The following is a 23,025-nucleotide window of genomic DNA, read 5'->3' on the forward strand; positions in this document are numbered from 1 at the left end:
CATGACCTTCGCCGCCGCCGACGACCGCTACGACTCGATGACCTACCGCCGGACCGGCCGCAGCGGCCTGGACCTGCCGGCGATCAGCCTCGGGCTGTGGCACAACTTCGGCGACGACGTCCCGCTGGACCGGCAGCGCGACGTGCTGCGGCGGGCCTTCGACCTGGGCATCACCCACTTCGACCTGGCCAACAACTACGGGCCGCCCTACGGCAGCGCGGAGACCAACTTCGGCCGCCACCTGCGCGACGACTTCCGCCCGTACCGCGACGAGCTGGTGATCTCGTCCAAGGCCGGCTACGACATGTGGCCCGGTCCGTACGGGCAGGGCGGCGGCGGGCGCAAGTACGTGCTGGCCAGCCTCGACCAGTCGCTGCGGCGGATGGGCCTCGACTACGTCGACGTCTTCTACTCCCACCGCCCGGACCCGACCACGCCGCTCGAGGAGACGATGGGGGCGCTCGACACCGCCGTCCGGTCGGGGCGGGCGCTCTACGCCGGCATCTCGTCGTACTCGCCGCAGGACACCGCGCGGGCAGCGGCCGTCCTCGCCGACCTCGGCACGCCGCTGCTGATCCACCAGCCCAGCTACTCGATGCTCAACCGCTGGATCGAGACCGAGGGCCTGCTCGACACCCTCGCCGACGTCGGCGCCGGGTGCATCGCCTTCTCCCCGCTGGCGCAGGGGATGCTGACCGACAAGTACCTGTCCGGCATCCCCGAGGGCTCGCGCGCCAGCCAGGGCAAGTCGCTGTCGACCGACCTGCTCACCGAGCAGACGCTCGCGCACGTGCGGGCGCTGCACGGGCTGGCGCAGGAGCGCGGGCAGTCGCTGGCGCAGATGGCGCTGGCCTGGGCGCTGCGCGACCCGCGGGTGACCAGCGTGCTCGTCGGCGCGAGCAGCGTCGCGCAGCTCGAGCAGAACGTGGCCGCCCTCGACCGGCTCGACTTCTCCGACGACGAGCTCGCCCGCATCGACCAGCACGCCGTCGACGCCGGCATCGACCTGTGGCAGGAGGCCCGCACGGCCTGAGCGGAGCGCGGCCCAGGCCGCCGTCCCACCGGGCGGGACGGCGGCCGGGACGGGCGGCTACCGCCGGCGCCGGCGGGCCAGCAGCACCAGCGCCACGAGCGCCAGCGCCGCGACCGGGGCGGCCGGCCCGGCGCCGAGCAGCGTGCCGGCCGGGTGCACCCGCGCGTGCCGGGTGCCGACCAGCGCGGAGCCGGCCGGCGAGTCGACGTCGGCCCCCAGGCTGAGCACCCGCCCACCGGGGCCGTCCAGCCGCGCCGTCAGGCCCCGGTCGGCCAGCGTGTCGGCCACCCGGGCGAGCTCCGCGCGGCCCGGAGGGCCCTGCGTGGCCGCCCCGCCGGCCACCCGCACCGCGGAGAACAACCGGCGGACGTCGGGGGAGGAGGCCGTGATCTCCGACCCCGACGCGCGCACCCGCAGCGGGACGCCGTCGACCTCGATCGACAGGTCGGCGGTGACCTCGAGCCGCGGGTCGCCCTCCGGCGTCATCCCCGGCTGGCGTTCTCGGCGGTGGTGATGCGCAGCGTGCCGTTGAGCTTCCAGGTGGCGCGCGGGGAGTCCGGGCCGGTCTCGCGCGGCACCTCGACGGTCATGTCGACGAACTCGTAGTTGATCGCGGCGCCCTTGCCGGTGAGGTAGGACCACATCTCCTTGCCGAGGTCGGCGAAGCTGGTCGACTCGTGCGACTTGATGTCGCGGGTGCCGGTGGCGGCGTCGCGGGTGGTCGTGTCGGGGACGGTCATCGCAGCTCTCCCTGGTCTCGGTGGTGTGCCACTCGGCGGCGCACTACCCGGGCCCCTCCGGCCACACACGGCCCGCAGCGGACGGCCCCGTTCCCGGTCGCCGCCGGCAGCCGCGCCTAGCCTGCCCGCGTGGGTCCGCGGGTGGTGGCGTGGCGGCGCAGCGACGACGAGCGCGGGCACAGCCTGGCCCGGGTCGAGCGGCGCGGCGAGGGGTGGCTGGTCCACGGCACGGAGGTGCTGGCCGGGCCGTCGACGCTGCTGAGCTGCGCGTTCCGGGTGGAGCTCGACGGCGCGTGGGCGACCCGGGCGGTCGAGGTCACCGCGGTGTCCGCCACCGGGGAGCGCCGGCTGCGGCTGACCGCCGACGACGACCGCCGCTGGACGCGCGACGGCGTCCGGGCGCCCGAGTTCGACGGCTGCGTCGACGTGGACGTCGCCGCCACCCCGCTGACCAACACCTTCCCGATCCGGCGGCTCGCCGCGCTGGAGGTGGGCCGGCAGGTGACCTCGCCGGTGGCGTGGGTCGACGTCCCGGCGCTCGGGGTGGCCCGGGTCGAGCAGACCTACCGGCGGCTGGGCCCGCGGCGGTGGGAGTACGCCGACCCGGCGCACGGCGCCTTCGAGCTGAGCGTGGACGACGACGGCCTCGTCGTCGACTACACCGGCTTCGCCACCCGCGTCGCCGGCTGAGCGGTCACCGGCCGGGCGCGGCGGTGCCGTGGACGGCGGCCAGCCGCCCGTCGGGGTCGAGCCGCCCGAGCAGCGCCCCGGCGATCTCGGCGAGCTGATCGACCTGCTCGGGGGTGAGCGCGTCGAGGACGTGCTCGCGCACCGTGGCCACGTGACCCGGTGCGGTGGCCCGCACCGTGGCCCAGCCGTCGTCGGTGAGCCGCGCGTTGGTGGCCCGCCCGTCGGAGGGGCACGGCCTCCGCTCGACCAGGCCGCGGTCCTCCAGCCGGCGCACGACGTGGGACAGACGGGGGAGCGTGGCGTTGGTGCGGGTGGCCAGCTCGGTCATGCGCAGCGTCCGGCGCGGTGCCTCCGACAGCATCGCGAGCACGAAGTAGTCGAAGTGGGTCAGGCCGGCGTCCCGGCGCAGCTGGCCGTCGAGGACGCCGGGCAGCAGCTCCACGACGGCGACCAGCCGCACCCACGCCGTCATCTCGTCGGCACTGAGCCACCGGGGTTCCACGCCGCCATCGTCCCCCCGGTCACTTGTCGCTTCAACATCTGGGCGGTAGGGTGTCACTTGTAGGTACAAGTGACCCGGAGGTCGCGATGACCCTCTCCCTCGGCACGGACGTGCTGTCCCCGGCGCCCGCCGCCACCGTGCGCACCCGCGTCACGGTGCCGCTGGAGTTCGCCGACGGGTACGCCACGACGGCGGAGGTGCTGACCTTCGACGGGCTCGCCGACGGCCGCGAGCACCTGCTGCTCGGGCTCGGCGACTGGCGGGCGGCGCTCGCCCGGTCGGCGGCCGGGGGCGAGGCGCCGCTGGTCCGCCCGCACAGCGAGTGCCTCACCGGCGACGTCTTCGGGTCGCAGCGGTGCGACTGCGGCCCGCAGCTGCGCGAGGCGGCCGAGCGGATCACCGACGCCGGCGGGTTCCTGCTCTACCTGCGCCAGGAGGGCCGCGGCATCGGCCTCTACGCCAAGCTCGACGCCTACGCCCTGCAGGACGCCGGCCTCGACACCTACGAGGCCAACCGGGCGCTGGGCCGCGGCGAGGACGAGCGCGACTACACCGCCGCCGTCCAGATGCTGGCCGCGGTCGGCGCCGACCGGGTCCGGCTGCTGAGCAACAACCCCGACAAGGCCGCGCAGCTCGAGCTCCTCGGCGTCGCGGTGACCGAGCGCGTGCCCACCGGCGTGCACCTGTCGGCGGCCAACGCCCGCTACCTCGCCGTCAAGCGCGACCACACCCAGCACACCCTCGACCTGCCGCTGGCGGGCTGACGCACGCGAGTGGTCGCCCGGCGTGGTCACGGCCCGGCGGTGACCACGTCTGGTGACCAGCGGGCACCCGTCGTCAGTTGACGACGTGCAGCTGGTCGATCCAGACGACCTCCCAGACGTTCCCGTCCGGGTCGGCGAAGCTGCCGGTGTAGCGGGCGTCCTCCTCGCGCGCGGGCCGGCCCGGCCGCCCGCCGGCGGCCGCCGCGCGGGCCAGCAGGTCGTCGACCTGCGCCCGGCCGTCGGCGGTCAGCGCGTGCACGGCGGTCGGCGCCTGTGCGGGGTCGCCCGCCTCGCCGGGCACCAGGGCGGCGAACCGCTCGCGGGTCTGCAGCGACAGGACCTGCTCGTCGCCGAGGACCACCGCGGCCTCGCCCTCGTCGGAGGAGGTCTCCTCGACGCGGAAGCCCAGCGCCTCGTAGAACGCCCGTGCCGCCACCAGGTCCCGCACCGGCAGCTTGACGAACAGCATGCTCACGACGCCGCCCCCCGGCGGCCGAGCTCGGCGAAGGTGTCGGCGACCCAGTCGGCGATGAAGGTGCTCACGTACGGCAGGTGGTCCAGGCCGATGTGCTCGGTGGCGCCCTCCTCGGGCGTGAACACCCGCAGCTCGCGCTTGGGCGAGTTGACCGCCTGCTCGTAGGAGCGGTGCGCCATCTCCAGCGGGATCTGCCGGTCGTTGGCGCCGTGGGCGACGAGGAACGGCACGGTGATCCGCTCGACGACGCCCTCGAGGGTGACCTGGTCGGCGAAGTCGAGGAAGCCGTCGAGGTCGTTCTCGTCGCCGTCCTGGCCCCACACCCACAGCACGTGCTCCCAGTAGTGGGGGACCGGGCGCTCTCCCTCGCGCTGCCGGCGGCGGCGCTGCACCGCGCCCCAGTCGTGGTTGGCGCCCCACGCCACGCAGAGGGCGAACCGCTTCTCGAACGCCGCGGCACGCGGGGCGTAGTAGCCGCCCAGCGACCACCCGACGATGCCGATCCGCGAGGCGTCGACGTCGTCGCGGGTCTCCAGGAAGTCGACGGCCGCGCCGGCCCAGGCCTCGGTGTCCACCCGGGCGGTGAGCCCCTGCAGCCGCAGCGCCTCGCCGGTGCCGGGCTGGTCGAGCATCAGGCAGGAGACGCCGCGGGCGGCCAGCTCCTCCCAGTGGCCGGAGGAGTACATGTGCTCCTTGGTCGAGTCCAGGCCGTTGACCAGGACGATCACCGGCTTGGGGCCGTTGCCGGGAGCGGCGGAGAAGTACGCCGGCAGCGTCGTCCCCTCGTAGGGGACCGCGACCCGGGTGACCGAGGGGCTGTGGGTGTCGAACGCCTTCTGCGCGATCTCCAGCATCCGCCGGTAGGTGGGCACCCGGTCCGGGTCGGAGGAGGCCAGCATCCGCTCGGCCTGCGCGAGGTAGTTCGACGCGCGGAACCACAGCTGCCCGGCGGTGCGCACGTGCCCCGCCTTCTCGGCGGCCTCCGCCTGCGCGACGAGCTGGTCGGTCAGCGCGGTCCAGGCGCGCAGGAACTCCGGCGTCCCGGCGTCCTCACCGGCGTTGGCGGCGTCCTTGATCGGCCGGCAGGCGCGGTCGACCTCGTCGATGAGCCCGCCGGAGTTCAGCGTGGCGACCACGCCGAGGTTCCAGGTGTAGGGGCCGGTGGGGAAGTACTCGAACACGGCTCGTTCCTCTCGTGTGGTGTTCAGCAGGCGCCCGGCAGGACGGCCGACCAGCCGCCGTCCACGACGAGGTTGGCGCCGGTGACGTACGAGGCCTCGTCGGAGGCCAGGAAGAGGGCGCAGCGGGCGACCTCCTCCGGGGTGCCGATCCGACCGAGCGGGATTGCCCGAGCGATCGTGCGCATGGGGGAGTCAGGGGCGAGCAGGTCGCCCTCGGTGGCCGGGGTGCGGATCATGCCGGGACTGATGCAGTTGGCCCGGATGCCGTGCGCGGCGCCCTCGGCGGCCAGCTGCTTCGTCATCGCCACCACACCGCCCTTGGTGGCGGTGTGCGCGATGCGGGCGTTCGTCATCGACCCGGTGATACCGGCCGTGGAGCCGACCAGTAGCACGCTGCCGCCGCCGCGGGCGACCAGGTGCGGCCAGGCGTGCTTGGTGACGAGGAAGACGATGTCCAGCTCTTTGCGCAGGGTGAAGGCCCAGTCCTGGTACGACGTCTCCGCGATGGGGGAGAAGCGGGTCGCGCCGGCGTTGTTGTAGACGACGTCGATGCCGCCGTGCCGCGCTGCGGCCTCGTCGACCCACGCCTTGACGCCGTCCTCATCGCCGAGGTCGAGCGGGTGCGTGCTCTCCATCGCGCCGCCGGCGGCGCGCACGAGGTCCACTGTCTCGGCCGCCTGGTCCGCCTTGACGTCGGTGCCGACGACGGTCGCTCCCTCGGCCGCGAACAGCAGCGCGGCCGCCCGCCCCTGCCCACCGGCAGTGCCGGTGATCAGAGCGACCTTGCCCGTCAGGCGCCCCCTCACGACGTGACCGCCCGGACGGCGTCGCTGATCGACTTGACGCCGCCGTGGGCGGTCATCCCGCCGTCGACGGGGATCTCGGCGCCGGTGATGAACGAGGCCCCGTCGCCGAGGAGGAAGGCGACCAGGGGCGCGACCTCGTCGACGGTGCCGGTGCGGCCGAGCGGGGTCTCGGCGACGTTGGCGGCGCGGAACGCCGGGGCCGCCGAGGCGGTCATCGGCGTCTCGACGTAGCCGGGGTGGATCGTGTTGACGCGGATGCCGCGCGGGCCCAGCTCCAGGCAGGCGGCCTTGGCCAGCCCGCGCAGCGCCCACTTGGAGGCGGTGTAGGCCACCGGGAAGTGCCCGGTCAGCGCGGCCGCCGAGCCGACGACGACGACCGAGCCGCCGCCGGTCATCAGCGGGGTGAGCGCCTGGATGCCCAGCAGGGTGCCGGTGACGTTGACCTCGCTCACCCGGGCGAGGTCGGCGGGGTCGAGGTCGGCCAGCCGCGCCCGCCACGTGGTGCCGGCGTTGGCGACCAGCCCGTGCACGCGGCCGTGCGCGGTGCGGAGGTCGTCGGCGAGCGCCGTCCAGCCGGCGGCGTCGGTGACGTCGAGCCGCCGGTAGGCCGCGCCGCCGAGGTCCTCGGCCGGACCCTCCTGCACGTCGGTGGCCACCACCGTCGCGCCCTCGGCGGCCAGCAGCCGCGCCTCCGCGGCGCCCTGTCCCTGGGCCGCCCCGGTGACCACGACGACCCGTCCCCCGAGGCTCACGCCGGGCGCTTGCGGGTGCGCGGGCGCGGGCGGGCGGCGCGCACCGGCGGCAGGTCGACGCCGGCGACGACGCGGTTGCGGACGGTGCCGATGCCCTCGACGGTCATCTCCACGACGTCGCCCGGCTGCAGCGGGGGCGGGGCGGCGTCGCCGCGGCGTCCCCACAGCTCGGCCAGGCAGCCGCCGTTGCCGCAGGTGCCCGAGCCGAGCACGTCGCCGGCCCGGACCTCCGTGCCGCGGGAGGCGTAGCTGACGAGCTCCTCGAACGGCCAGCCCATGTTGGACAGCAGGTCCTGGCCGACCTCGGTGCCGTTGACGCCGACCCGCATGTCGAGGGCCAGGAAGCCGTCGGCGTCGCGGTACGGCTCGAGCTCGTCGGCGGTGACGAGCCAGGGCCCGAGCGTGGTGGCGGAGTCCTTGCCCTTGGCCGGGCCGAGGTTGACCTTCATCTCGCGGGCCTGCAGGTCGCGGGCGGACCAGTCGTTGAGGACCGTGTAGCCGAACACGTGGTCGCGGGCCTGCTCGGGGGTGAGCGAGGCGCCGTCGCGCCCGACCACCACGGCCACCTCGAGCTCGAAGTCGAACCGCCGGCTGTCCGGGGGCACCGCGACGTCGTCGTGCGCGCCGACGAGGGCGTAGGGGTTGGTGAAGTAGAACGTCGGGGCCTGGTACCACTCCTCGACCACGCCGGCGACGCCGTCGACCGCCTTGCGCACGCCCTCGACGTGCTCCTCGAAGGCGACGAAGTCGCGCACCGTGGGGGCCTCCAGCGGGGGCAGCAGCCGGACGGCGTCCAGCGGCACGGCCGGCCGGCGCAGCGCCTCCTCCCCGGCGGCGAGCGCGGCCGGCAGCCCGGCCCGGACCAGGTCGAGGACCGTCGTCCCCTCCGGCAGGGCGTGCAGGCCGGCGGTGCCGTCGGGGAGATCGGACACGACGCCGGCGGAGACGGCCCCGCCGGCCGACCAGGTGGCGAACCGCATCAGACCGGGGGTGCGACGAACAGACCCTTGTCGGGGTCGTTGAACGACTTCTTGGCGACGAACTCGTTCATGGCGTTCGCCGTGCCCCACTGGTCGGACACCTCCGGGTTGGAGAAGTCGTAGACGTGCGGGTGCCAGGTGTCCTCGTCGATCGTCTCGAGCTCGGTCGTGTACTCGACGGTGTTGCCGTGCGGGTCGAGGAAGTAGCTGAAGGTGTTGTTGCCGGCCAGGTGGCGGCCGGGACCCCAGATCTTCTCGACGCCCTGGCGCAGCAGCCGGCCGGTGCCGCGCATGTACTCGTCGATGCCGCGCAGCTCGAAGGAGGCGTGGTGCAGCGCGGCGTGCGGCCCCCGCGCGATGGCCATCGAGTGGTGCCACTCGTTGGTCCGCAGGAACCACATCATGTTGCCCATCCGGGGGTGCATGAGCGTGTCCGACAGCGAGAACGCCAGGTAGCGCTCGTAGAAGGCCAGCGTGCCCTCGGGGTCGGCGGAGTTGATCACCACGTGGGACAGCCGCACCGGGATCGACTCGCCCTCCTCGACCCGGCGGTGCTTCCGCACGGCGACGTCGGAGCTGATCTCGATGGTGCGGCCCTCGTTGTCGAAGAACCGGAAGCCATAACCCCCGCCGGGGGTCTGCAGGTCCCGCGGCTCGTGAACCAGCTGGACGCCGTCGCGGGCCAGGGTGCCGGCGAGGGTGTCGACGTCGGCCCGGTCCTTGGCGCCGAAGCTGATGAGGTCGATGCGCTTGTCGGCGGACTCGCGCAGCCGGACGACGTACTGCTCCGGGCTGCCCTCGGCGGCGAGGAAGGTCAGGCCCGAGTCGGTGTGCTCGGCGGTGAGGCCCCAGGTGGTGGTGAAGAAGTCCTGCTGGGTGCGCAGGTCGGGCACGGCGAGGTCGACGTGCCGCAGGTGGGTGATCAGGCGCTGGGTCATGGTCGTCCTCCTGGTTACGCGGGCTGGGAGACGAGCTGGGCGATCGAGCGCATGAGGCCCGGGATGTCGCCCTGCACGTGGTCGAGCTGCCACCGGGCGAGCTGGTTGGACGCGTCGACGACGGTCTTCGCGCGGTCGAAGCGGCGGGCGGTGAAGGCGTCCCACAGGTCCTGGTCGAGCGCGGACCGGGTGAGCAGCAGGTCGGTGAGGGCGTAGGCGTCCTCGAGCGCCTGCGCGCCGCCCTGGGCGATGGTGGGCGGGCAGGTGTGCGCGGCGTCGCCGACGAGCACGACCCGGCCGCGGTTCCACGGCGCGGGCAGCACGTGGGTCTCGAACCAGGTGTAGTTCACCCGGGACGGGTCGGTGAGCGTCTCGCGGACGTCGTCCCAGGGGCCGTGGTAGGCCGCGGCGAGCTCGCGCATGGTGGCCAGCTGCTCCTCGGGCGTGAGCGTGGAGCGGTCCTGCGCGGGCTCGACGACGTAGGCGTAGAGCGAGTCCTCGCCGGTGGGGCAGTAGCCGGCGATGAACGACGGCCCGCCGTAGTAGAGGTCGGTGCGGGTCACGCTCGCCGGGCGCGGGCCGAACGCGCGCCAGATGCCCATGCCGACCGGCGTCGTCTCCAGCTCGATGCCCAGGGCCCGGCGGGTCCACGAGCGCAGCCCGTCGGCGCCGACGACGAGGTCGTAGCGGCCGGCCGAGCCGTCGGCGAAGGTGACGTCGACGCCGGTCGCGTCCTGCCGCAGGTCGGTGTGCGTCGTCCCGAACCGGACCTTGACGCCGACCTCCGCGGCGCGGTCGGTGAGGATGCGCGCGAGCTCCGGGCGCGACATCCCCATCACGGCGGGCAGGTCGGGGCCGCCGGTCTTCGCGTCGGGGATCTCCGCGACGACGGTGCCGGCGGGGTCGGGCGCCCGGATGCCGGTGACGTCGAAGGCGTACCCGGCGGCCGACACCTGCTCCCAGACGCCGAGGGTGCGCAGCTCGCGCAGCGCGTTGCCCTGCAGCGTGATGCCCGAGCCGAGGGCGCCGACCTCGGGCTTGATCTCGACGAGGTCGACGGCGATGCCGGCCTCGGCGAGCCGGATGGCGGTGGCGGCGCCGGCGAGGCCGGCACCGACGACCAGGACGTTGCTGACGGCGGGCATCTCGGCTCCTACTTGACGGCGATCGGGTTGACCGGGGCGCCGACGGCGCCGGTCACGGGCAGGGGGGCGGCGGTGAGGGAGAACTCCCAGACGCCGTCGGCGGCGCAGTCGGCCGCCAGCGCGTCGAGGTCCCACAGCTCGCCCAGGAACAGGCCGATGTGCGGGATGGCGACCTGGTGCAGCGGCTGGAAGGCGACGTCGAACTCGTTGGGCCGCACCTCGAAGCCCCACGTGTCGGTGGCCACGCCGGCGATCTCGGTGGCGTGCAGCCAGTCGGCGGCGGTGAAGCTCAGGCCGGGTGCCGGCCCGCCGGCGTAGTCGCCCCACCCGGTGCCGGCGGCCACCGAGCGGCGGGCGCGGGTGAGCTGCCCGGTGCGCACCAGCAGCAGGTCGCCGCGGCCGACCCGGGCGGTGTCGCCCTGCGCGGCGATGGTGGCCTCGAGGTGGGCGGGGGTGATGGCGAACCCGTCGGGGAGCTCCCCGGGGGTGCCGGACTGCTCGCCCAGTGCCCGGCCGACGTCGAGCAGCACGCCGCGGCCGGCGATCCGGTCGGCGACGGTCTCGATGCCGGTGACGGCGTCGCCGAGGCTGGTGACGACGTCGCCGGCGCGGCGGCCGTTCCACGCGTCGCCGTGGTCGAAGATGTGGCCGAGGCCGTCCCACTGGGTGCTGGCCTGCAGCGGCATGGCGATCACGTCGTCGGCGCCGCCGATGCCGTGCGGGAAGCCCTGCACGCCGCGCTCGGCGTCGGTGCCGGTGTCGAGCATGGTGTGCACCGGGTTGGTGCGCCGGCGCCAGCCCTTCTGCGGGCCGTCGGCGTCGAAGCGCTGCGACAGGGAGAAGGCCGCGCCGCGGCGCACCAGCCGCGCGGCCTCGGCGCGCTTGGCGTCGTCGAGGAAGTTCAGCGTGCCGAGGACGTCGTCGGCGCCCCAGCGGCCCCAGTTGGAGCAGCGCTTGGCCGCCGCGGCGATCGCGCCCTCGGGGTCGGCGCGGTCGAGGTCGGCGGGGTCCAGGTACGGGCGGTCGGGCACTGCGGTCCTCCTCGTGGTGGCGCCCACCACGGTCGGTGAGGCGGGGCCGCCCGGGGAAGACGAGATGTCTGATGGGTGACATAGACGGCGCCGATACCGGCTGCGTCGATACCGTCGGCCGGTGAACCTCGCGAGCCTGGACCTCAACCTGCTCGTGTCCCTCGACGCGCTGCTGACCCAGCGCAGCGTCACCCGCGCCGCCGCGCAGATGGGGCTGTCGCAACCGGCGCTGTCGGCGTCGCTGGCCCGGCTGCGCCGCCACTTCGGCGACGACCTGCTGACCCGCGTCGGCAACGACTACCGGCTCACGCCGCTGGCGGTGCAGCTGCGCGAGCTGGTGCGGGTGGCGCTGGCCGGCGTCGAGCGGGTATTCACCGCCCAGCCCGGCTTCGACCCCGCGTCGTCGACGCGCGAGTTCTCCGTCCTGGTCAGCGACTACGTGGTCGTCGTCCTCGGGGACACCCTCGCCGCGCTGCTCGCCGAGGAGGCGCCGCGCACGCGGCTGCGGCTGACCCCGCACTCGCCGGCGGTGGTCGACAGCGCCCACCAGGTGCTGCTGACCACCGACCTCCTGCTGCTGCCGCACGGGTTCGTCGCCGACCTGTCCCACCGCGACCTCTACCGCGACGAGTGGGTCTGCGTGGTGGCCGCCGACAACCCCGTCGCCGAGCGCGGGCTGACCGTCGAGGACCTCGAGACGATGCCGTGGGTGGCCACCTACCACGGGCAGACGGCGTCCACCCCGGCCGCGCGGCAGATGCGCCAGCTCGGCATCGAGCCGCGCGTGCAGGTGGTCAACGAGGACTTCCTCACCGTGCCGGCGCTGGTCGCCGGCAGCGACCGCATCGCGCTGCTGCAGCGCCGGCTGGTCGACCTGCTGCCGCTGGGGTCGGGCATCCGCGCGGTGCCCCCGCCGTTCGAGGCCGGCCCCCTGGTGGAGGCCATGTGGTGGCACCCGGTCTACGACGACGACCCCGAGCACCGCTACCTGCGCGACGTCGTCTCGCGGGCCGCCGAGCTCGCCGTCTCGGCCGGCGCGCGCGAGGGCATCGACCTGACTGATACCGCACCTCCGGAGAAGTGATCTCCCCTCCGGCCCCGGCGTCCTGACACTTCCCCGCCAGTGACGCCGCTCACCGAGACCGGCGCCCGTCCCCCGGAGCCGCCCGTGTCCGTCCGCGACGCCGCACCCCCCGCCGACGACCGCACCGCCGACGTCGCCGTCGACCCCGCCACCGGCCGCCCGGCCGGTCGGGCGCAGGCGCTCGTCCTGCTGTTCTCCAGCTGCCTGTCCGTGCTGGGCGCGGTGCTGCTGGCGCCGGTCCTGCCGCGCATCGAGGACGCCTTCGCCGGCACCCCCGGCGTGGCGGCGCTGACCCCGGTGGTGCTCACCGCCCCGGCGCTGGTCATCGGCCTCACCGCGATGGTCGCCGGACGCATCGTCGACCGGGTCGGCCGCAAGCGGCTGCTGGTCGGCGCGCTGGTCGCCTACGCGTTCGCCGGCACCGCGCCGCTGTGGTTGGACTCGCTGCAGCTCATCGTCGCCAGCCGGGTCCTGGTCGGCCTGACCGAGGCGGCGATCATGACCTGCTGCACCACGCTGCTGGCCGACTACTTCTCCGGTCCGGCGCGGGAGCGCTACTTCGGCCTGCAGGTCGTGTTCACCACCGTCTCGGCGACCGTCTTCTTCGGCGTCGGCGGCGCGCTCGGCGCCCAGGACTGGCGGACGCCGTTCTGGCTGTACGCGGTCAGCCTGCCGCTGGCCGCGCTGGCCGCTCGCTTCGTCTGGCAGCCGGCCCCGGCGCCCGCCCGGTCGGAGCCGCTGCCCCGGCTGCCCTGGTCCCAGCTGGCCCTGCCGGTCGGGGTCACCCTCGTCGGCGGCCTGGTCTTCTACGTGCTGATCGTCGAGCTGTCCTTCGCGCTCGACGCGATCGGCGTCGAGTCCACCGGCGCCATCGGGGCCATCAGCGCCCTCGGCTCGCTGGGCACCGCCGTCGGCGCGTTCTCCTTCGGCCGCCTGGCGCGGCTCGGCCCGGCGGCGACCGTGCCGGCCGCCTTCGCCCTCTCCGGCGCCGGCCTGCTCGGCCTCGGGTCCGCCGGCACCGTCCCCGCCGTCGTCGCCGCCGCGGTGGTGACCGGCCTGGGCAACGGCCTGCTGCTGCCCTCGATGCTGTCCTGGGCGCTGGGCTCGCTGAGCTTCGAGCAGCGCGGCCGGGCCACCGGGGTGTGGACCTCGGCGCTGTTCGTCGGCCAGTTCGTCTGCCCGCTCGCCGTCCTCGCGCTCAGCGGCGCCCTCGGCGGCCTCGGCGCCGCGCTGACCCTGCTCGGTGCGGTCAGCGTCGTCGCCGCCGTCGGGGTCCGGCTCAGCCGGCCGGCGCCCACGGCCGCGGTGGCCGCGACGGCCTGACCGCGCGTCCCGGTGCCCCGGTCCGCTGCGGCGGGCCGGGGCACCGGCCGTTCAGCGGCGGGTGCGCTCCCGCATGCCGAGGGCGGCGGTGACGAGCAGCAGCACCAGGCCGACGAGGACCAGCCAGAACAGGCCCTCGACGATCCACCCGACGATCGTCACGACCAGCCAGACGACCAGCAGCAGACCGAGCAGACGCAGCAGCACGGGGGACCTCCGGGGGACGGGTGCGGTCAGCCTAGGCCCGGTCCGGGGCAGGATGGCCGGGATGGACGACGACCCGTGGGACCTCCTGCTCGCCGGCCTGCCGCCCGCCACCGCCGACCTCGTCCGCGCCGCCGACGCGCTGGTGCGGGGTGCCGACCCCGCCGTCGTGCGGGTGGTGTGGCCGCACCAGCGGACCGTCGGCTACGGCGTGGGCCCACGCAAGCAGTCCGAGCACTACGCCTACCTCGACGTCCACGACCGCCACCTCGACCTGGGCCTCGACCGCGGCGCGGCGCTCGCGGCGGCCGGCCTCGACGGCGGTCTGCTCGCGGGGACCGGTGCGTCGTTCCGGAAGGTGGCCGTCCGCGACGCCGGCGTGCTGGCCGACCCGCGGCTGCCCGGCCTGCTCCGCGCCGCCCGCGAGGAGCGGCTGCGGGCCCTGGGGCGGTGACCACGGTCAGCCGGTGAGCTCGGCGAGCAGCCCGCACACCCGGCGGTCGAGGTCGTCGCGCACCGGCCGGACCCCGGCGACGTCGCTGCCCGCGCGGTCGGCCACCGGCCAGTCGAGGTAGCGGGTGCCGGGCAGCACCGGGCAGCGCCGCGCCCCGCCCAGGCTGACGACGACGTCGGAGACGTGCACCGCGTCGGCCGTCAGCGGCTTGGGGAACCGCGCGGAGAGGTCGACGCCGACCTCGGCCATCGCCGCCACGACGGCCGGGTCGACCCGGGCGGCCGGGGCCGACCCGGCCGACAGGGCGCGCACCCGGCCCCGCGCGCGGCGGGTGAGCAGGGCGGCGGCCATCTGCGAGGTCCCCGCGTCGGAGGCGCAGACGAACAGGACGGTCGGGGGACCGACGGGGTGCGGAGCCGCGCTGGGCTGGGCGGCGGGCGAGGGGACCACGGGGACTCCGGGGTTCGGGCGCCGGCCGTGGGTGCCGGCGTGTCGGGGCGTCCGGGCGGGGGACGGCGCCGTCCTCCGGCGCACACCGTGCCAGGGACGCCGCGCGGGCGCACCCCTCCCGCTCGCGGCCGCTGCGCGGGCCGTGGCAGGGTCGCGCCGTCGTCCGCCGGGTGCGAGGAGGGGGCGTGGACCTCGACGGGGTCGCCGACGAGCTCTACGGGCTGCTGCCCGGGGACTTCGTGGCCGCCCGCACCGAGGCCGCCCGCCGCGCCCGCGCGGCCGGGGACCGGGGACTCGCGCGGGCGATCGCGGCGCTCGGCCGGCCCTCGACGGCGGCCTGGGCGTGCAACGCGCTGGTGCGGGAGGAGCCCGACGAGATCGCCGGGCTGGTCGAGCTCGGGGACCTGCTGCGCGAGGCGCAGCTGAGCCTGGCCGGTGACCAGCTGCGCGCGCTGGGTGCGCAGCGCTCGCGGCTGCTCACCGCGCTCACCCGCCAGGCGCGGGTGCTGGCCGCCCGCCTCGGGCACCCGCTCAGCGACGCCGTCGCCGGCCAGGTCGAGCAGACGCTGCGGGCAGCGCTCGCCGACCCCGACGCGGGGGAGGCGCTGCTCGCCGGGCGGCTCACCGGCACGCTGTCGGCCCAGGGCACCGGGCTGGGCGACCGCCCCGGCCTGCGCGTCGTGCCGCCTCCGCGTCCCCGGCGACCGGCCGCCGAGTCCGCCGGGCCCGCCGTGGGAGCCGGTCGCCGGCGCGAGGAGGACGCGGCCGAGGCGCGGCGCCGGGCGGAGGAGCGGCGGGCGGAGGAGCGGCGGGCGGAGGAGCGCCGGGCGGAGGAGCGCCGACGGCAGGAGGTCGCCGCCGCCCGTGAGGACGCCGAGGCCGCGGCGGACCTCGCCGAGCAGGCCGAGCGCGCCGCCCGGGCGGCGCGGGACCGGGCCGCCCGGGCGGCGCGCCGGGCCGCCGAGCTGACCGCCCGGGTCGAGGAGCTGGCCGCCGAGCTGGCGCGGGCGCGCGAGGAGGCGGAGGCCGCCGGCACCGAGACGGCGACGGCGCAGCGGCGGGCGGGTGCGGCCGACCGGGCGGCGGAGCGCGCGGCCGCCGAGCGCGACCGCACCGCCGCCCGGGTCGCCGAGCTGGAGGCGCCGCCCGGTGCCGGCCCCTCCGGCTAACCCATCGTCCTCTGGCCGTCGAGGGACTCCCGCAGGATGTCGGCGTGCCCGGCGTGCTGGGCGGTCTCGGCCACCACGTGCAGGAACACCCGCCGCGCGGAGCGGACGGCGCCCGGCGCGAACCACGGCGCCTCCGGCAGCGGGTGCGCGGCGTCGAGGTCGACGGTGCGGACCAGCTCGTCGGTGCGGGCGGCGACGTCGTCGTAGAGGGCGAGCACCGACGCCAGCGTCTCGCCCGGTGCCAGCACCCACTCCTGCGCCCAGTCCTCCGGCGACTGCTCCATGGCGGCGGTGCCGTGGACGACGAAGTCCGCCCACGACCGCTCGGTGGAGGCGACGTGCTTGACGATGCCGGCCAGCGTCAGCCGGCTGGCGGTGGTGCGCCGGGTGGCCTGCTCGTCGGTCAGCCCACGGACGGTGTACCGCAGGAAGTGCCGGTGGGTGGCCAGCGTCTCGAGCAGGTCGGCGCGCTCGCCGGTCAGGGTGGGGGTCGAAGCGGTCACGGGGTCCTCCGGGGTTCTCGTCCGTCCTGGTGAGGACCATGCTCCCGGTCATTGCGGTCACATCCTGACCGTTGTCCCGGGGAGGATAGGGGGGTGAGCGACCCCGCGGTGCGCACCCTCCGGCTGCTGTCCCTGCTGCAGGCACGCCGCTACTGGTCCGGCGCCGACCTGGCCGACCGGCTGGGCGTCTCCGTCCGCACGCTGCGCCGCGACGTGGAGCGGCTGCGCGAGCTCGGCTACCCGGTCGACGCCTCGCGCGGGGTCGACGGCGGGTACGCGCTCGCGCCGGGCGCCGCGCTGCCGCCGCTCGTGCTCGACGACGACGAGGCCGTCGCGCTCGCCGTCGGGCTGCAGGCGGCCGCCGCGGGCCCGGTCGCGGGCATGGCCGAGACGTCGGTGCGGGCGCTGGCCAAGCTGGTGCAGGTCATGCCCCGCCGGCTGCGCTCGCGGGTCGAGGCGCTGCGCGCGGTGACGGTGCCGGCCGGCACGCCCCCGTCGTCGGGCGCCGACGTCGTCGACCCCGCCGTCCTGACCACCGTCGCCCTCGCCTGCCGCGACACCGAGCGGCTGACCTTCGGCTACACCGCCCCCGACCGGGAGCGCGCGGAGCGGACCGTCGAGCCGCACCGCCTCGTGGCGCTGGGCCGCCGCTGGTACCTCGTCGGCTACGACCTCGACCGCGGCGACTGGCGGGTGTTCCGGCTCGACCGGCTGCACGCTCCGCGCGGCACGGGCGCGGTGTTCGGCCCGCGCCGCTTCCCCGCCGAGGACGCCGCGGCCTACGTGCGCGAGCGCATCGGCAGCGCGTGGACCCGGTACGTCGTCGAGGCGCGGGTGGCCGCCGGCGGGGACCACGTGCGCCGGCGGATCGGGCGCTGGGCCACCGTCACCGACGACGGCCCCGGCGGCTGCCGGGTGCGCATCGAGGGCGACGACCTCGACTGGGCGGTGGCGGCGCTGGGCCTGACCGGCGCGCCGTTCACCGTGCTGTCCCCGCCGCCGGAGCTCACCGACCGGCTGCGCGTGGTCGCCGACCGGTACACCACCGCGGCCGGCTGAGCGCCCCGCCGTCGACGGTCAGGAGCCGCCCGGGTCGGCAGCCGGCGGCTCCCCGGCGGGCGGTTCCGCTGCGGGCGCCTCCTCGGCGGGTGGGTCCGGTGCGGGCGGCTCCTCGGGGGGCGCCTGTCCGGCCGGTGCCTCGACCGCGGCCTCCTCCCGGGCCGGGGGTTGCGCGGCGGGCGGCTCCGGAGCCTGCGGGGCCGGTGGTGCCTCGGCGGGCGGCTCGTCGGCCGGCGGTGCGGGCGGGGCCGGTGGCTCCTCGGCCGGCGGCTCCTCCGCGGGGGGCTCCTCCGCTGGCGGCTCCTCCGCAGGGGGCTCGTCGGCGGGGGGCTGCTCGGTCGGCGGCTCCCCGGCGGGTGGTGCCTCCTCGACCGGTGCCTCCGGCTGCGGCGGGCTGCCCGGCGCGTCCCCGGCGGGAGGAGCGCCGGACCCGGGGGCCGGTGCAGGCGCCACCGTGCCGCCGGACGGACCCGCGGGGCCGTCGCTGCCGGACGGGGAACCGGACGAGGAACCGGACGAGGAGCCGGACGAGGAGCCGGACGACGGGCCCGCCGACGTCGTCCCGCTGCCCGTGGCGGGCGGTGTGGTGTCGCCGCCGAACCGGAGGGCCTGCTCGGCCAGGCCGGCGTCGACCTGCCGGTCCCCGCCACCGGCGGTGCCCACGGGCCGGGCCACCACCGTGCCGGTCGTGTCGTCGACGAGGACCAGCGCGGGCACCGGCGCGGCGCTGCGCTGCACGACGACCACCGTGTCGGGGGCACGACCCCGCACGGGGTCGCCCTCGGGGTCCTGGTAGTCGGGGGAGGGGCGGGCGGCGGGCGGCTCCAGCGGGTTGCCGCACAGGCACCGGACCTGCGGGACGCCCGAGTCGTCGACCAGCACGGCCGTGCCGGCCCGCAGCACCGACTGGAACGGCACGGCCCGCCCGTCGGCGAAGCCGTGGTTGGTGACGGCGGTGTCGAAGCGCAGCACCACCGGGGTCAGTGTCGCCAGGTGCAGCTCGATCCCACCCACCGGGATGCCCTCGACCGCGGCGAAGGCGGCGGCGCGGTCGGGGTGGGCCGCGAGGAACGCCGCCATCCCCTCGGCGTCGCAGACCTCGGCGCCGGGACCGCCGTAGAGCCCCGGCCGGTCACCGGCCACCGGGCTGCCCGCCGCCGCGCTCCCGGTCGCCGCGCCGTCGGGTCCCGCGCCGTCCGGGGCCGTGCCGTCCGGGGCCGTGCCGTCCGGGGCCGTGCCGTCCGGGGACTGGGTGCCGGCCGCCTCGGCCGGGGTGTCGGCGCCCGCCCCGGCGCCGCCGGTCCCCGTCGGGGGCTCGAGGGTCGTCCCCGCGGACCCGTCGCCCTGCGGGGAGCCCGCGGTGCCCGGTGCCGCGCCGGCCCCGTCCGCGGGGGGCTCGCCGTCGGCGGGTGCCGGGACGCCGGACTCAGCCGGGCCGGCCGCCCCCGGCGGCGCGGGGACGAACGGGTCCTCGCCCGGGTCGTCGGCCGGCTCGACGACCACCGGGGTCGACGCCGTCGCGTCGGAGCCGTCGGAGGCCAGCCGGACCGCCGCCACCCCGCCGGCGGCGGTCAGCGCGACCGCCCCGGCGACGAGTGCCGCGGCCAGGCCCCGGCGGCGGGGTGGCCGCGGCGGCGGTTCGGCGGCGCGGTGCCGGGCGCGGTGGGCACCGGCCACGTCGGCCCCGGAGCCGCGCACGGCCGCGGCGGTCCCTCCCGCCGGAGCACCGGCCGCCGGGGCACCGCCCGCGGTACCCACCGCGGTCCCGCCGGAGGCGGCCGGCGGCGGGACGGCCCGCACCGGCACGGTGTCGGGGGCGGGCACGAGTGCCGCGCGGGCGGCGCGCGCCAGCTCGCCGGCGCTCACGTACCGCTGGTCGGGGTCCTTGGCCATGCCCCGCGCCACCACGGCGTCGAGCCCCGGCGGGAGCGAGGCGACCACGTCGGTGGGCCGCGGCGGCTCCCGGTGCAGGTGCGCCTCGCACAGCTCCTGCGCGTCGGCGGCGGCGAACGGCGGCCTGGCGGTGAGCACCTCGTACAGGAGGCAGGCCAGCGCGTAGACGTCGACCCGGTGGTCGGCGAGCCGGTCGGTCAGGCGCTCGGGGGGCACGTACCGCGGCATCGCGACCGCGTCCCCGCCGGTGGGGGCCCCGGCGATCCCGAACCCGTCGAGGTGGCAGTCCGGGTGGGCGGTCCGGCCCGACAGCAGGACCTCGGCGGGCGCGACGTCGCGGTGCACGAGACCGCGGGCGTGCGCGGCGTCGAGTGCGGCGGCGAGCTGCCCGACGACGCCGACCGCGAGGTGGGCCGGCAGCGGCCCCCCGGCGGCGAGCACCGCGGCCAGCGTCCGGCCGTCGACCAGCTGCGTGTCCACGTAGAGCCGGCCGTCGATCTCGCCGAACTCGTGGACGGCGACGACGTGCGGCTCGTCGAGCTGCGCGGCGCGCTCGCAGTCGCGGAGGAAGCGTGCGCGGAACCGCTCGTCCCGGGTGAGCTCCGGCAGCAGGATCCGGAGCGCGACGGTCCGGTGCCGGCGGGTGTCCCAGGCGCGGTGGACCTCGCCCGAGCGGCCGCGTCCCAGCAACTCGTCGAGCTCGTAGGGGCCGAAGGTCTGGAGCGGCAGGAGCGTCTCCCGGTGGAGCGAGGCTGACGGGTGGCTGCGTCAGTTCCCCGAGTGTCGGCCGCGATCCGGCCGATCGCCACGGACCCGCCGGGTGCCCGGGCGTGGACGCCGGACCGTCGTCGCGGCACTGCGCAGCGTGATCGGTCGGACGGCGGGGACCGGCACCGGCCCGCAGCATGGGGGCATGACGGAGTCAGCGGGCCGCGTCGCGGTCGTCACCGGGTCGGAGTCGGGCATCGGCAAGGCGGTGGCCGTCGCGCTCGCCGAGCAGGGCTGCGACGTGGGGATCACCTGGTACCGCGACGAGGCCGACGCGCAGGCCACCGCCGAGGAGGTGCGCTCCCGGGGCCGGCGCGCGGAGGTCCGCCACGTCGACCTCACGCAGCTGCCGCAGGCCGCCGACGTCGTCGACGAGCTCGCCGACGCGCTCGGCGGCATCGACGTGCTCGTCAACGACGCCGGCACCGGTCACTCCACGCTGCTCCTCGACACCGACTACGCGACGTGGCGCGAGGTGCTGGCCACCGACCTCGACGCGGCGTTCCTGTGCCTGCAGCGGGCCGCCCGGCGGATGGTCGCCGCCGGGCGGGGCGGGCGCGTCGTCAACGTCACCAGCGTCCACGAGCACCAGCCGCGGGTGGGCGCGGCGGCCTACTGCGCGGCCAAGGGCGGCCTGGGGCTGCTCACCCGGGTCGCCGCCATCGAGCTCGCCGAGCACGGGATCACCGTGAACGCCGTCGCGCCGGGGGAGATCGCCACGCCGATGACCGGCCAGGAGGACGAGGACCCCACCGCGCCCGGGCACGAGCGGCCCGGTGTCCCGGTCGGCCGCCCGGGCGACGCCCACGAGGTCGCCGCCGTCGTCGCGTTCCTCGCCTCCCCGCAGGCGTCCTACGTGACCGGGGCGTCCTACGCCGTCGACGGCGGCATGCTGCAGATGGGGCCGATGGCCGGCTCCCACCTGACCTCCGACGGCTGGCGCCGCCCCTGAGCGCCCGGGGCGCTCAGTCCACGCGCGTCCGGCGGGCGGAGCGGACCGCCTTCTGCCGGTAGAGGGCGGCGTCGGCGCGGGCGACCACCTCGTCGAGGTCCTCACCGGGGCGGGCGGTCGCCGTCCCGGCCGACCACGGCCCGGCCGACACCGCGCGCAGCCGCTGCAGCAGGTCGGCGGTGGCCGCGGTGTCGCTGCCGGGCAGGCACAGGGCGAACTCGTCCCCGCCGACCCGGCCGAGCAGGTCCGACCGGCGCAGCTCCGAGCGCCAGGAGGAGGCCAGCGAGCGCAGCAGTGCGTCCCCGGCGGCGTGCCCCCCGGTGTCGTTGACCGCCTTGAACCCGTCGAGGTCCAGCAGCGCGACGGTGACCGGCTCGCCGGCCCGCCCCGCGGCGGCCAGCACCCGGACGGCGCCGTCCTCCCACGCGCGGCGGTTGACCAGCCCGGTCAGCGGGTCGGTGCAGGCGGCCCGGCGCAGGGCGCGGGTCTGGCGGATCTGCGCCTCGGTGAGCACGACCGCGGTGATGACCGCGGCGCTCCACGGCGACAGGAAGCCCTCCGGCGCCGCGGCGAGCGCGCCCGCGCTGACGACGACGACCCCGGCGGCGGCGTGGGCGCGGGCCGGCGCCGGCGGCAGCACGTGCCCGGCGAGCATCCCCAGGGCCACCAGCGCCGGGCCGAGGCCGACGATGCCCACGGCGGTGGCCGACCGCCAGGCCACCAGGGCGGTGAGCAGCGACAGCAGCGCGAGCGCCGCGTGGACGGCGGCCATCGGCAGCCGGTCGCGGCCGGTCCACATCACCGCGGCGAGCGCCCCGCCGCACACGGCCAGCGCTGCCAGCAGCGACACCGGCGTGCGGACGCTCATCGGCCACAGCGCGCCCGCCGCGCACAGCACGGCCCCACAGCCGTACAGCAGCGCGAGCAGGCCCAGCCCACTCCTGCGATCCCCGTACACGCGGCCCCCTCCGTCGCGAAGGGGATCGTTCCCCATCCGGGCGCTCCTGAGCAGGGGGAGGAGCGCGTCACCCGGAGGAGTGGTCAGCCGGTGAGCTCGGTCGGGACGGCGATGACGTCGACCATGGCCCCGCGCCGGTAGACGGTGACCGGCAGCGGCTGTCCCACCGCCTCGGCGAACAGCAGCCGCTGCAGGCTCTGCGCCTCGGCCACCGGCGCCCGGCCCGCCTCCAGGACCAGGTCACCGGGCCGCAGCCCCGCCCGGTCGGCCGGCGACCCCGCGACGACGTCGACCACCCGCAGCCCGCGGCGGCGTCCGGTGCGCTCGGCGAGCGGGGCCGGCAGCGGCGCGGGACTGCTGACCAGGCCGAGGTAGGCCCGGCGCACCCGGCCGTCGCGCACCAGCGTCGTCATGATGCGGCGGGTGGTGTCGTTGACCGGCACGGCCAGCCCCAGGCCCCACCCCGCGACGGCGGTGTTGATCCCCACCACCCGGCTGGCGGAGTCGGCCAGCGCGCCGCCGGAGTTGCCGGGGTTGAGCGCGGCGTCGGTCTGGATGACGTCCTCGACCACCCGCGCGGTGCGCCCGTCGCGGGTGGGCAGCGAGCGCCCCAGGCCGCTGACGACGCCGGCGGTCACCGACCCGGCCAGGCCCAGCGGGTTGCCGACGGCGACCACGAGCTGCCCGACCCGCAGCTGCGCGGCGTCGCCGAGCACGGCCGGCTCCGGGGCGCCGCCGGTGGCCCGGACGACGGCGAGGTCGGAGAGCGGGTCGGTGCCGACGACGTCCACCGCCGTCTCGCTGCCGTCGCTGAACACCGCCCGCCCGGCGCGGGCGCGGCCGACCACGTGCGCGTTGGTCAGCAGCAGGCCGTCACCGGGGACCACCACCGCCGACCCGGCGCCCGACCGCCCGTCGGGGCCGGTGACCTGCAGCGCGGCGACGTGCGGGGTGAGGTCGGCGGCCACCGCGGTGACCACCTGGGAGTAGGCGTCCAGCGCGGCGTCGGTGTCCGGTCGGGTCACGGCGCACCTCCTGGGTCTGATTACACCGTTGCACCGTCCAGTGGACGCCTGTGCGCCCGTCCCGGCCACCCCCGCGGCTACGCCCACAGCGATCAGGTGCCCCGGCGCGCGCTCGTGCTCTGCCCACGGACGCGGGGCAGAGCACG

At 76.8% G+C, this 23,025-nt stretch carries 26 protein-coding genes; 9 read left to right on the top strand and 17 right to left on the bottom strand.

Annotated elements, in window-relative coordinates; translation table 11 throughout:
• Position 1: 1 nt before the first annotated feature.
• A complete protein-coding gene (gene mgrA / locus ACI780_RS21400) occupies positions 2–1,033 on the top strand; it encodes an L-glyceraldehyde 3-phosphate reductase (protein ID WP_456871321.1) in 1,032 nt (343 codons plus the stop codon).
• A 57-nt stretch (positions 1,034–1,090) separates the two neighbouring features.
• Here the strand turns inward: mgrA and ACI780_RS21405 are convergent, their stop codons facing one another.
• Together ACI780_RS21405 and ACI780_RS21410 are read right to left on the bottom strand one after the other, a co-directional pair.
• Entirely contained in the window at positions 1,091–1,519 is a 429-nt protein-coding gene (locus tag ACI780_RS21405; protein ID WP_456871322.1) for a hypothetical protein, read from the bottom strand.
• A complete protein-coding gene (locus ACI780_RS21410) occupies positions 1,516–1,773 on the bottom strand; it encodes a hypothetical protein (RefSeq protein WP_217897343.1) in 258 nt (85 codons plus the stop codon). Before ACI780_RS21410 ends, ACI780_RS21405 begins: the two co-directional genes overlap by 4 nt.
• Positions 1,774–1,902: 129 nt before the next feature.
• Between ACI780_RS21410 and ACI780_RS21415 the strand changes: the two genes are divergently transcribed.
• Complete coding sequence (locus tag ACI780_RS21415) at positions 1,903–2,463, top strand: putative glycolipid-binding domain-containing protein (RefSeq protein WP_457005632.1); 561 nt, start codon at positions 1,903–1,905, stop codon at positions 2,461–2,463.
• Positions 2,464–2,467: 4 nt separating this feature from the next.
• Here ACI780_RS21415 and ACI780_RS21420 read toward each other — a convergent pair whose 3' ends face one another.
• Positions 2,468–2,965 (bottom strand): MarR family winged helix-turn-helix transcriptional regulator, encoded by a 498-nt coding sequence (locus ACI780_RS21420; protein ID WP_457005634.1) that lies wholly within the window; start codon positions 2,963–2,965, stop codon positions 2,468–2,470.
• 86 nt (positions 2,966–3,051) lie between these two features.
• On the opposite strand from ACI780_RS21420, the gene ACI780_RS21425 reads away from it, so the two are divergent.
• Positions 3,052–3,729: a GTP cyclohydrolase II gene (locus tag ACI780_RS21425; protein ID WP_089404336.1), complete on the top strand. Its 678-nt coding sequence runs from the start codon at positions 3,052–3,054 to the stop codon at positions 3,727–3,729.
• Positions 3,730–3,802: 73 nt separating this feature from the next.
• Here ACI780_RS21425 and ACI780_RS21430 read toward each other — a convergent pair whose 3' ends face one another.
• From ACI780_RS21430 to ACI780_RS21465, 8 genes are read right to left on the bottom strand one after another with little or no spacing between them, the layout of a single operon-like run.
• Positions 3,803–4,198: a VOC family protein gene (locus ACI780_RS21430; protein WP_456871339.1), complete on the bottom strand. Its 396-nt coding sequence runs from the start codon at positions 4,196–4,198 to the stop codon at positions 3,803–3,805.
• A 2-nt stretch (positions 4,199–4,200) separates the two neighbouring features.
• Entirely contained in the window at positions 4,201–5,385 is a 1,185-nt protein-coding gene (locus ACI780_RS21435; RefSeq protein ID WP_457005636.1) for an alpha/beta hydrolase family protein, read from the bottom strand.
• A gap of 23 nt (positions 5,386–5,408) precedes the next feature.
• Positions 5,409–6,191 (bottom strand): SDR family NAD(P)-dependent oxidoreductase, encoded by a 783-nt coding sequence (locus ACI780_RS21440; protein ID WP_457005638.1) that lies wholly within the window; start codon positions 6,189–6,191, stop codon positions 5,409–5,411.
• Entirely contained in the window at positions 6,188–6,943 is a 756-nt protein-coding gene (locus tag ACI780_RS21445) for an SDR family NAD(P)-dependent oxidoreductase (RefSeq protein ID WP_457005640.1), read from the bottom strand. The genes ACI780_RS21440 and ACI780_RS21445 overlap by 4 nt, the downstream gene beginning before the upstream one ends.
• Positions 6,940–7,923: a fumarylacetoacetate hydrolase family protein gene (locus tag ACI780_RS21450; protein ID WP_457005641.1), complete on the bottom strand. Its 984-nt coding sequence runs from the start codon at positions 7,921–7,923 to the stop codon at positions 6,940–6,942. Before ACI780_RS21450 ends, ACI780_RS21445 begins: the two co-directional genes overlap by 4 nt.
• Positions 7,923–8,861 (bottom strand): VOC family protein, encoded by a 939-nt coding sequence (locus ACI780_RS21455; RefSeq protein WP_457005643.1) that lies wholly within the window; start codon positions 8,859–8,861, stop codon positions 7,923–7,925. Before ACI780_RS21455 ends, ACI780_RS21450 begins: the two co-directional genes overlap by 1 nt.
• Positions 8,862–8,875: 14 nt before the next feature.
• A complete protein-coding gene (locus tag ACI780_RS21460) occupies positions 8,876–10,006 on the bottom strand; it encodes an FAD-dependent oxidoreductase (protein ID WP_456871331.1) in 1,131 nt (376 codons plus the stop codon).
• A gap of 8 nt (positions 10,007–10,014) precedes the next feature.
• Entirely contained in the window at positions 10,015–11,037 is a 1,023-nt protein-coding gene (locus ACI780_RS21465) for a cyclase family protein (protein WP_457005645.1), read from the bottom strand.
• A gap of 121 nt (positions 11,038–11,158) precedes the next feature.
• On the opposite strand from ACI780_RS21465, the gene ACI780_RS21470 reads away from it, so the two are divergent.
• Both ACI780_RS21470 and ACI780_RS21475 read left to right on the top strand, forming a co-directional pair.
• On the top strand, positions 11,159–12,121 hold the full coding sequence (locus ACI780_RS21470; RefSeq protein WP_456871333.1) for a LysR family transcriptional regulator: 963 nt from the start codon (positions 11,159–11,161) through the stop codon (positions 12,119–12,121).
• Positions 12,122–12,205: 84 nt separating this feature from the next.
• Positions 12,206–13,444: an MFS transporter gene (locus ACI780_RS21475; RefSeq protein WP_457005648.1), complete on the top strand. Its 1,239-nt coding sequence runs from the start codon at positions 12,206–12,208 to the stop codon at positions 13,442–13,444.
• Positions 13,445–13,495: 51 nt separating this feature from the next.
• Here the strand turns inward: ACI780_RS21475 and ACI780_RS21480 are convergent, their stop codons facing one another.
• Entirely contained in the window at positions 13,496–13,651 is a 156-nt protein-coding gene (locus tag ACI780_RS21480; RefSeq protein WP_456871335.1) for a hypothetical protein, read from the bottom strand.
• 61 nt (positions 13,652–13,712) lie between these two features.
• Here ACI780_RS21480 and ACI780_RS21485 point away from each other — a divergent pair, with 61 nt between their 5' ends.
• Complete coding sequence (locus ACI780_RS21485) at positions 13,713–14,102, top strand: hypothetical protein (protein ID WP_456871336.1); 390 nt, start codon at positions 13,713–13,715, stop codon at positions 14,100–14,102.
• A gap of 6 nt (positions 14,103–14,108) precedes the next feature.
• Here ACI780_RS21485 and ACI780_RS21490 read toward each other — a convergent pair whose 3' ends face one another.
• Positions 14,109–14,552, bottom strand: coding sequence for an arsenate reductase/protein-tyrosine-phosphatase family protein (locus ACI780_RS21490; RefSeq protein WP_457005651.1), 444 nt, complete (start codon positions 14,550–14,552; stop codon positions 14,109–14,111).
• Between the two features lie 185 nt (positions 14,553–14,737).
• Here ACI780_RS21490 and ACI780_RS21495 point away from each other — a divergent pair, with 185 nt between their 5' ends.
• Positions 14,738–15,721: a hypothetical protein gene (locus ACI780_RS21495; RefSeq protein WP_457005653.1), complete on the top strand. Its 984-nt coding sequence runs from the start codon at positions 14,738–14,740 to the stop codon at positions 15,719–15,721.
• Here the strand turns inward: ACI780_RS21495 and ACI780_RS21500 are convergent.
• On the bottom strand, positions 15,718–16,224 hold the full coding sequence (locus ACI780_RS21500; RefSeq protein WP_457005655.1) for a DinB family protein: 507 nt from the start codon (positions 16,222–16,224) through the stop codon (positions 15,718–15,720). The two genes, ACI780_RS21495 and ACI780_RS21500, sit on opposite strands and share 4 nt — an antisense overlap.
• A gap of 93 nt (positions 16,225–16,317) precedes the next feature.
• On the opposite strand from ACI780_RS21500, the gene ACI780_RS21505 reads away from it, so the two are divergent.
• The gene (locus ACI780_RS21505; protein ID WP_456872808.1) at positions 16,318–17,283 is read left to right on the top strand and encodes a helix-turn-helix transcriptional regulator; all 966 of its coding nucleotides are present in this window, start codon (positions 16,318–16,320) and stop codon (positions 17,281–17,283) included.
• Positions 17,284–17,301: 18 nt separating this feature from the next.
• Here the strand turns inward: ACI780_RS21505 and ACI780_RS21510 are convergent, their stop codons facing one another.
• Positions 17,302–19,905: a DUF6777 domain-containing protein gene (locus ACI780_RS21510; protein ID WP_457005660.1), complete on the bottom strand. Its 2,604-nt coding sequence runs from the start codon at positions 19,903–19,905 to the stop codon at positions 17,302–17,304.
• Between the two features lie 184 nt (positions 19,906–20,089).
• Here ACI780_RS21510 and ACI780_RS21515 point away from each other — a divergent pair, with 184 nt between their 5' ends.
• The gene (locus ACI780_RS21515) at positions 20,090–20,896 is read left to right on the top strand and encodes an SDR family oxidoreductase (protein WP_456872807.1); all 807 of its coding nucleotides are present in this window, start codon (positions 20,090–20,092) and stop codon (positions 20,894–20,896) included.
• A gap of 13 nt (positions 20,897–20,909) precedes the next feature.
• Here ACI780_RS21515 and ACI780_RS21520 read toward each other — a convergent pair whose 3' ends face one another.
• Together ACI780_RS21520 and ACI780_RS21525 are read right to left on the bottom strand one after the other, a co-directional pair.
• Positions 20,910–21,854: a diguanylate cyclase gene (locus ACI780_RS21520; RefSeq protein WP_457005657.1), complete on the bottom strand. Its 945-nt coding sequence runs from the start codon at positions 21,852–21,854 to the stop codon at positions 20,910–20,912.
• A gap of 83 nt (positions 21,855–21,937) precedes the next feature.
• Positions 21,938–22,879 (bottom strand): S1C family serine protease, encoded by a 942-nt coding sequence (locus ACI780_RS21525; protein ID WP_456872805.1) that lies wholly within the window; start codon positions 22,877–22,879, stop codon positions 21,938–21,940.
• Between the last annotated feature and the right edge of the window lie 146 nt (positions 22,880–23,025).

It is taken from the genome of Geodermatophilus sp. SYSU D00814 (assembly GCF_054050055.1).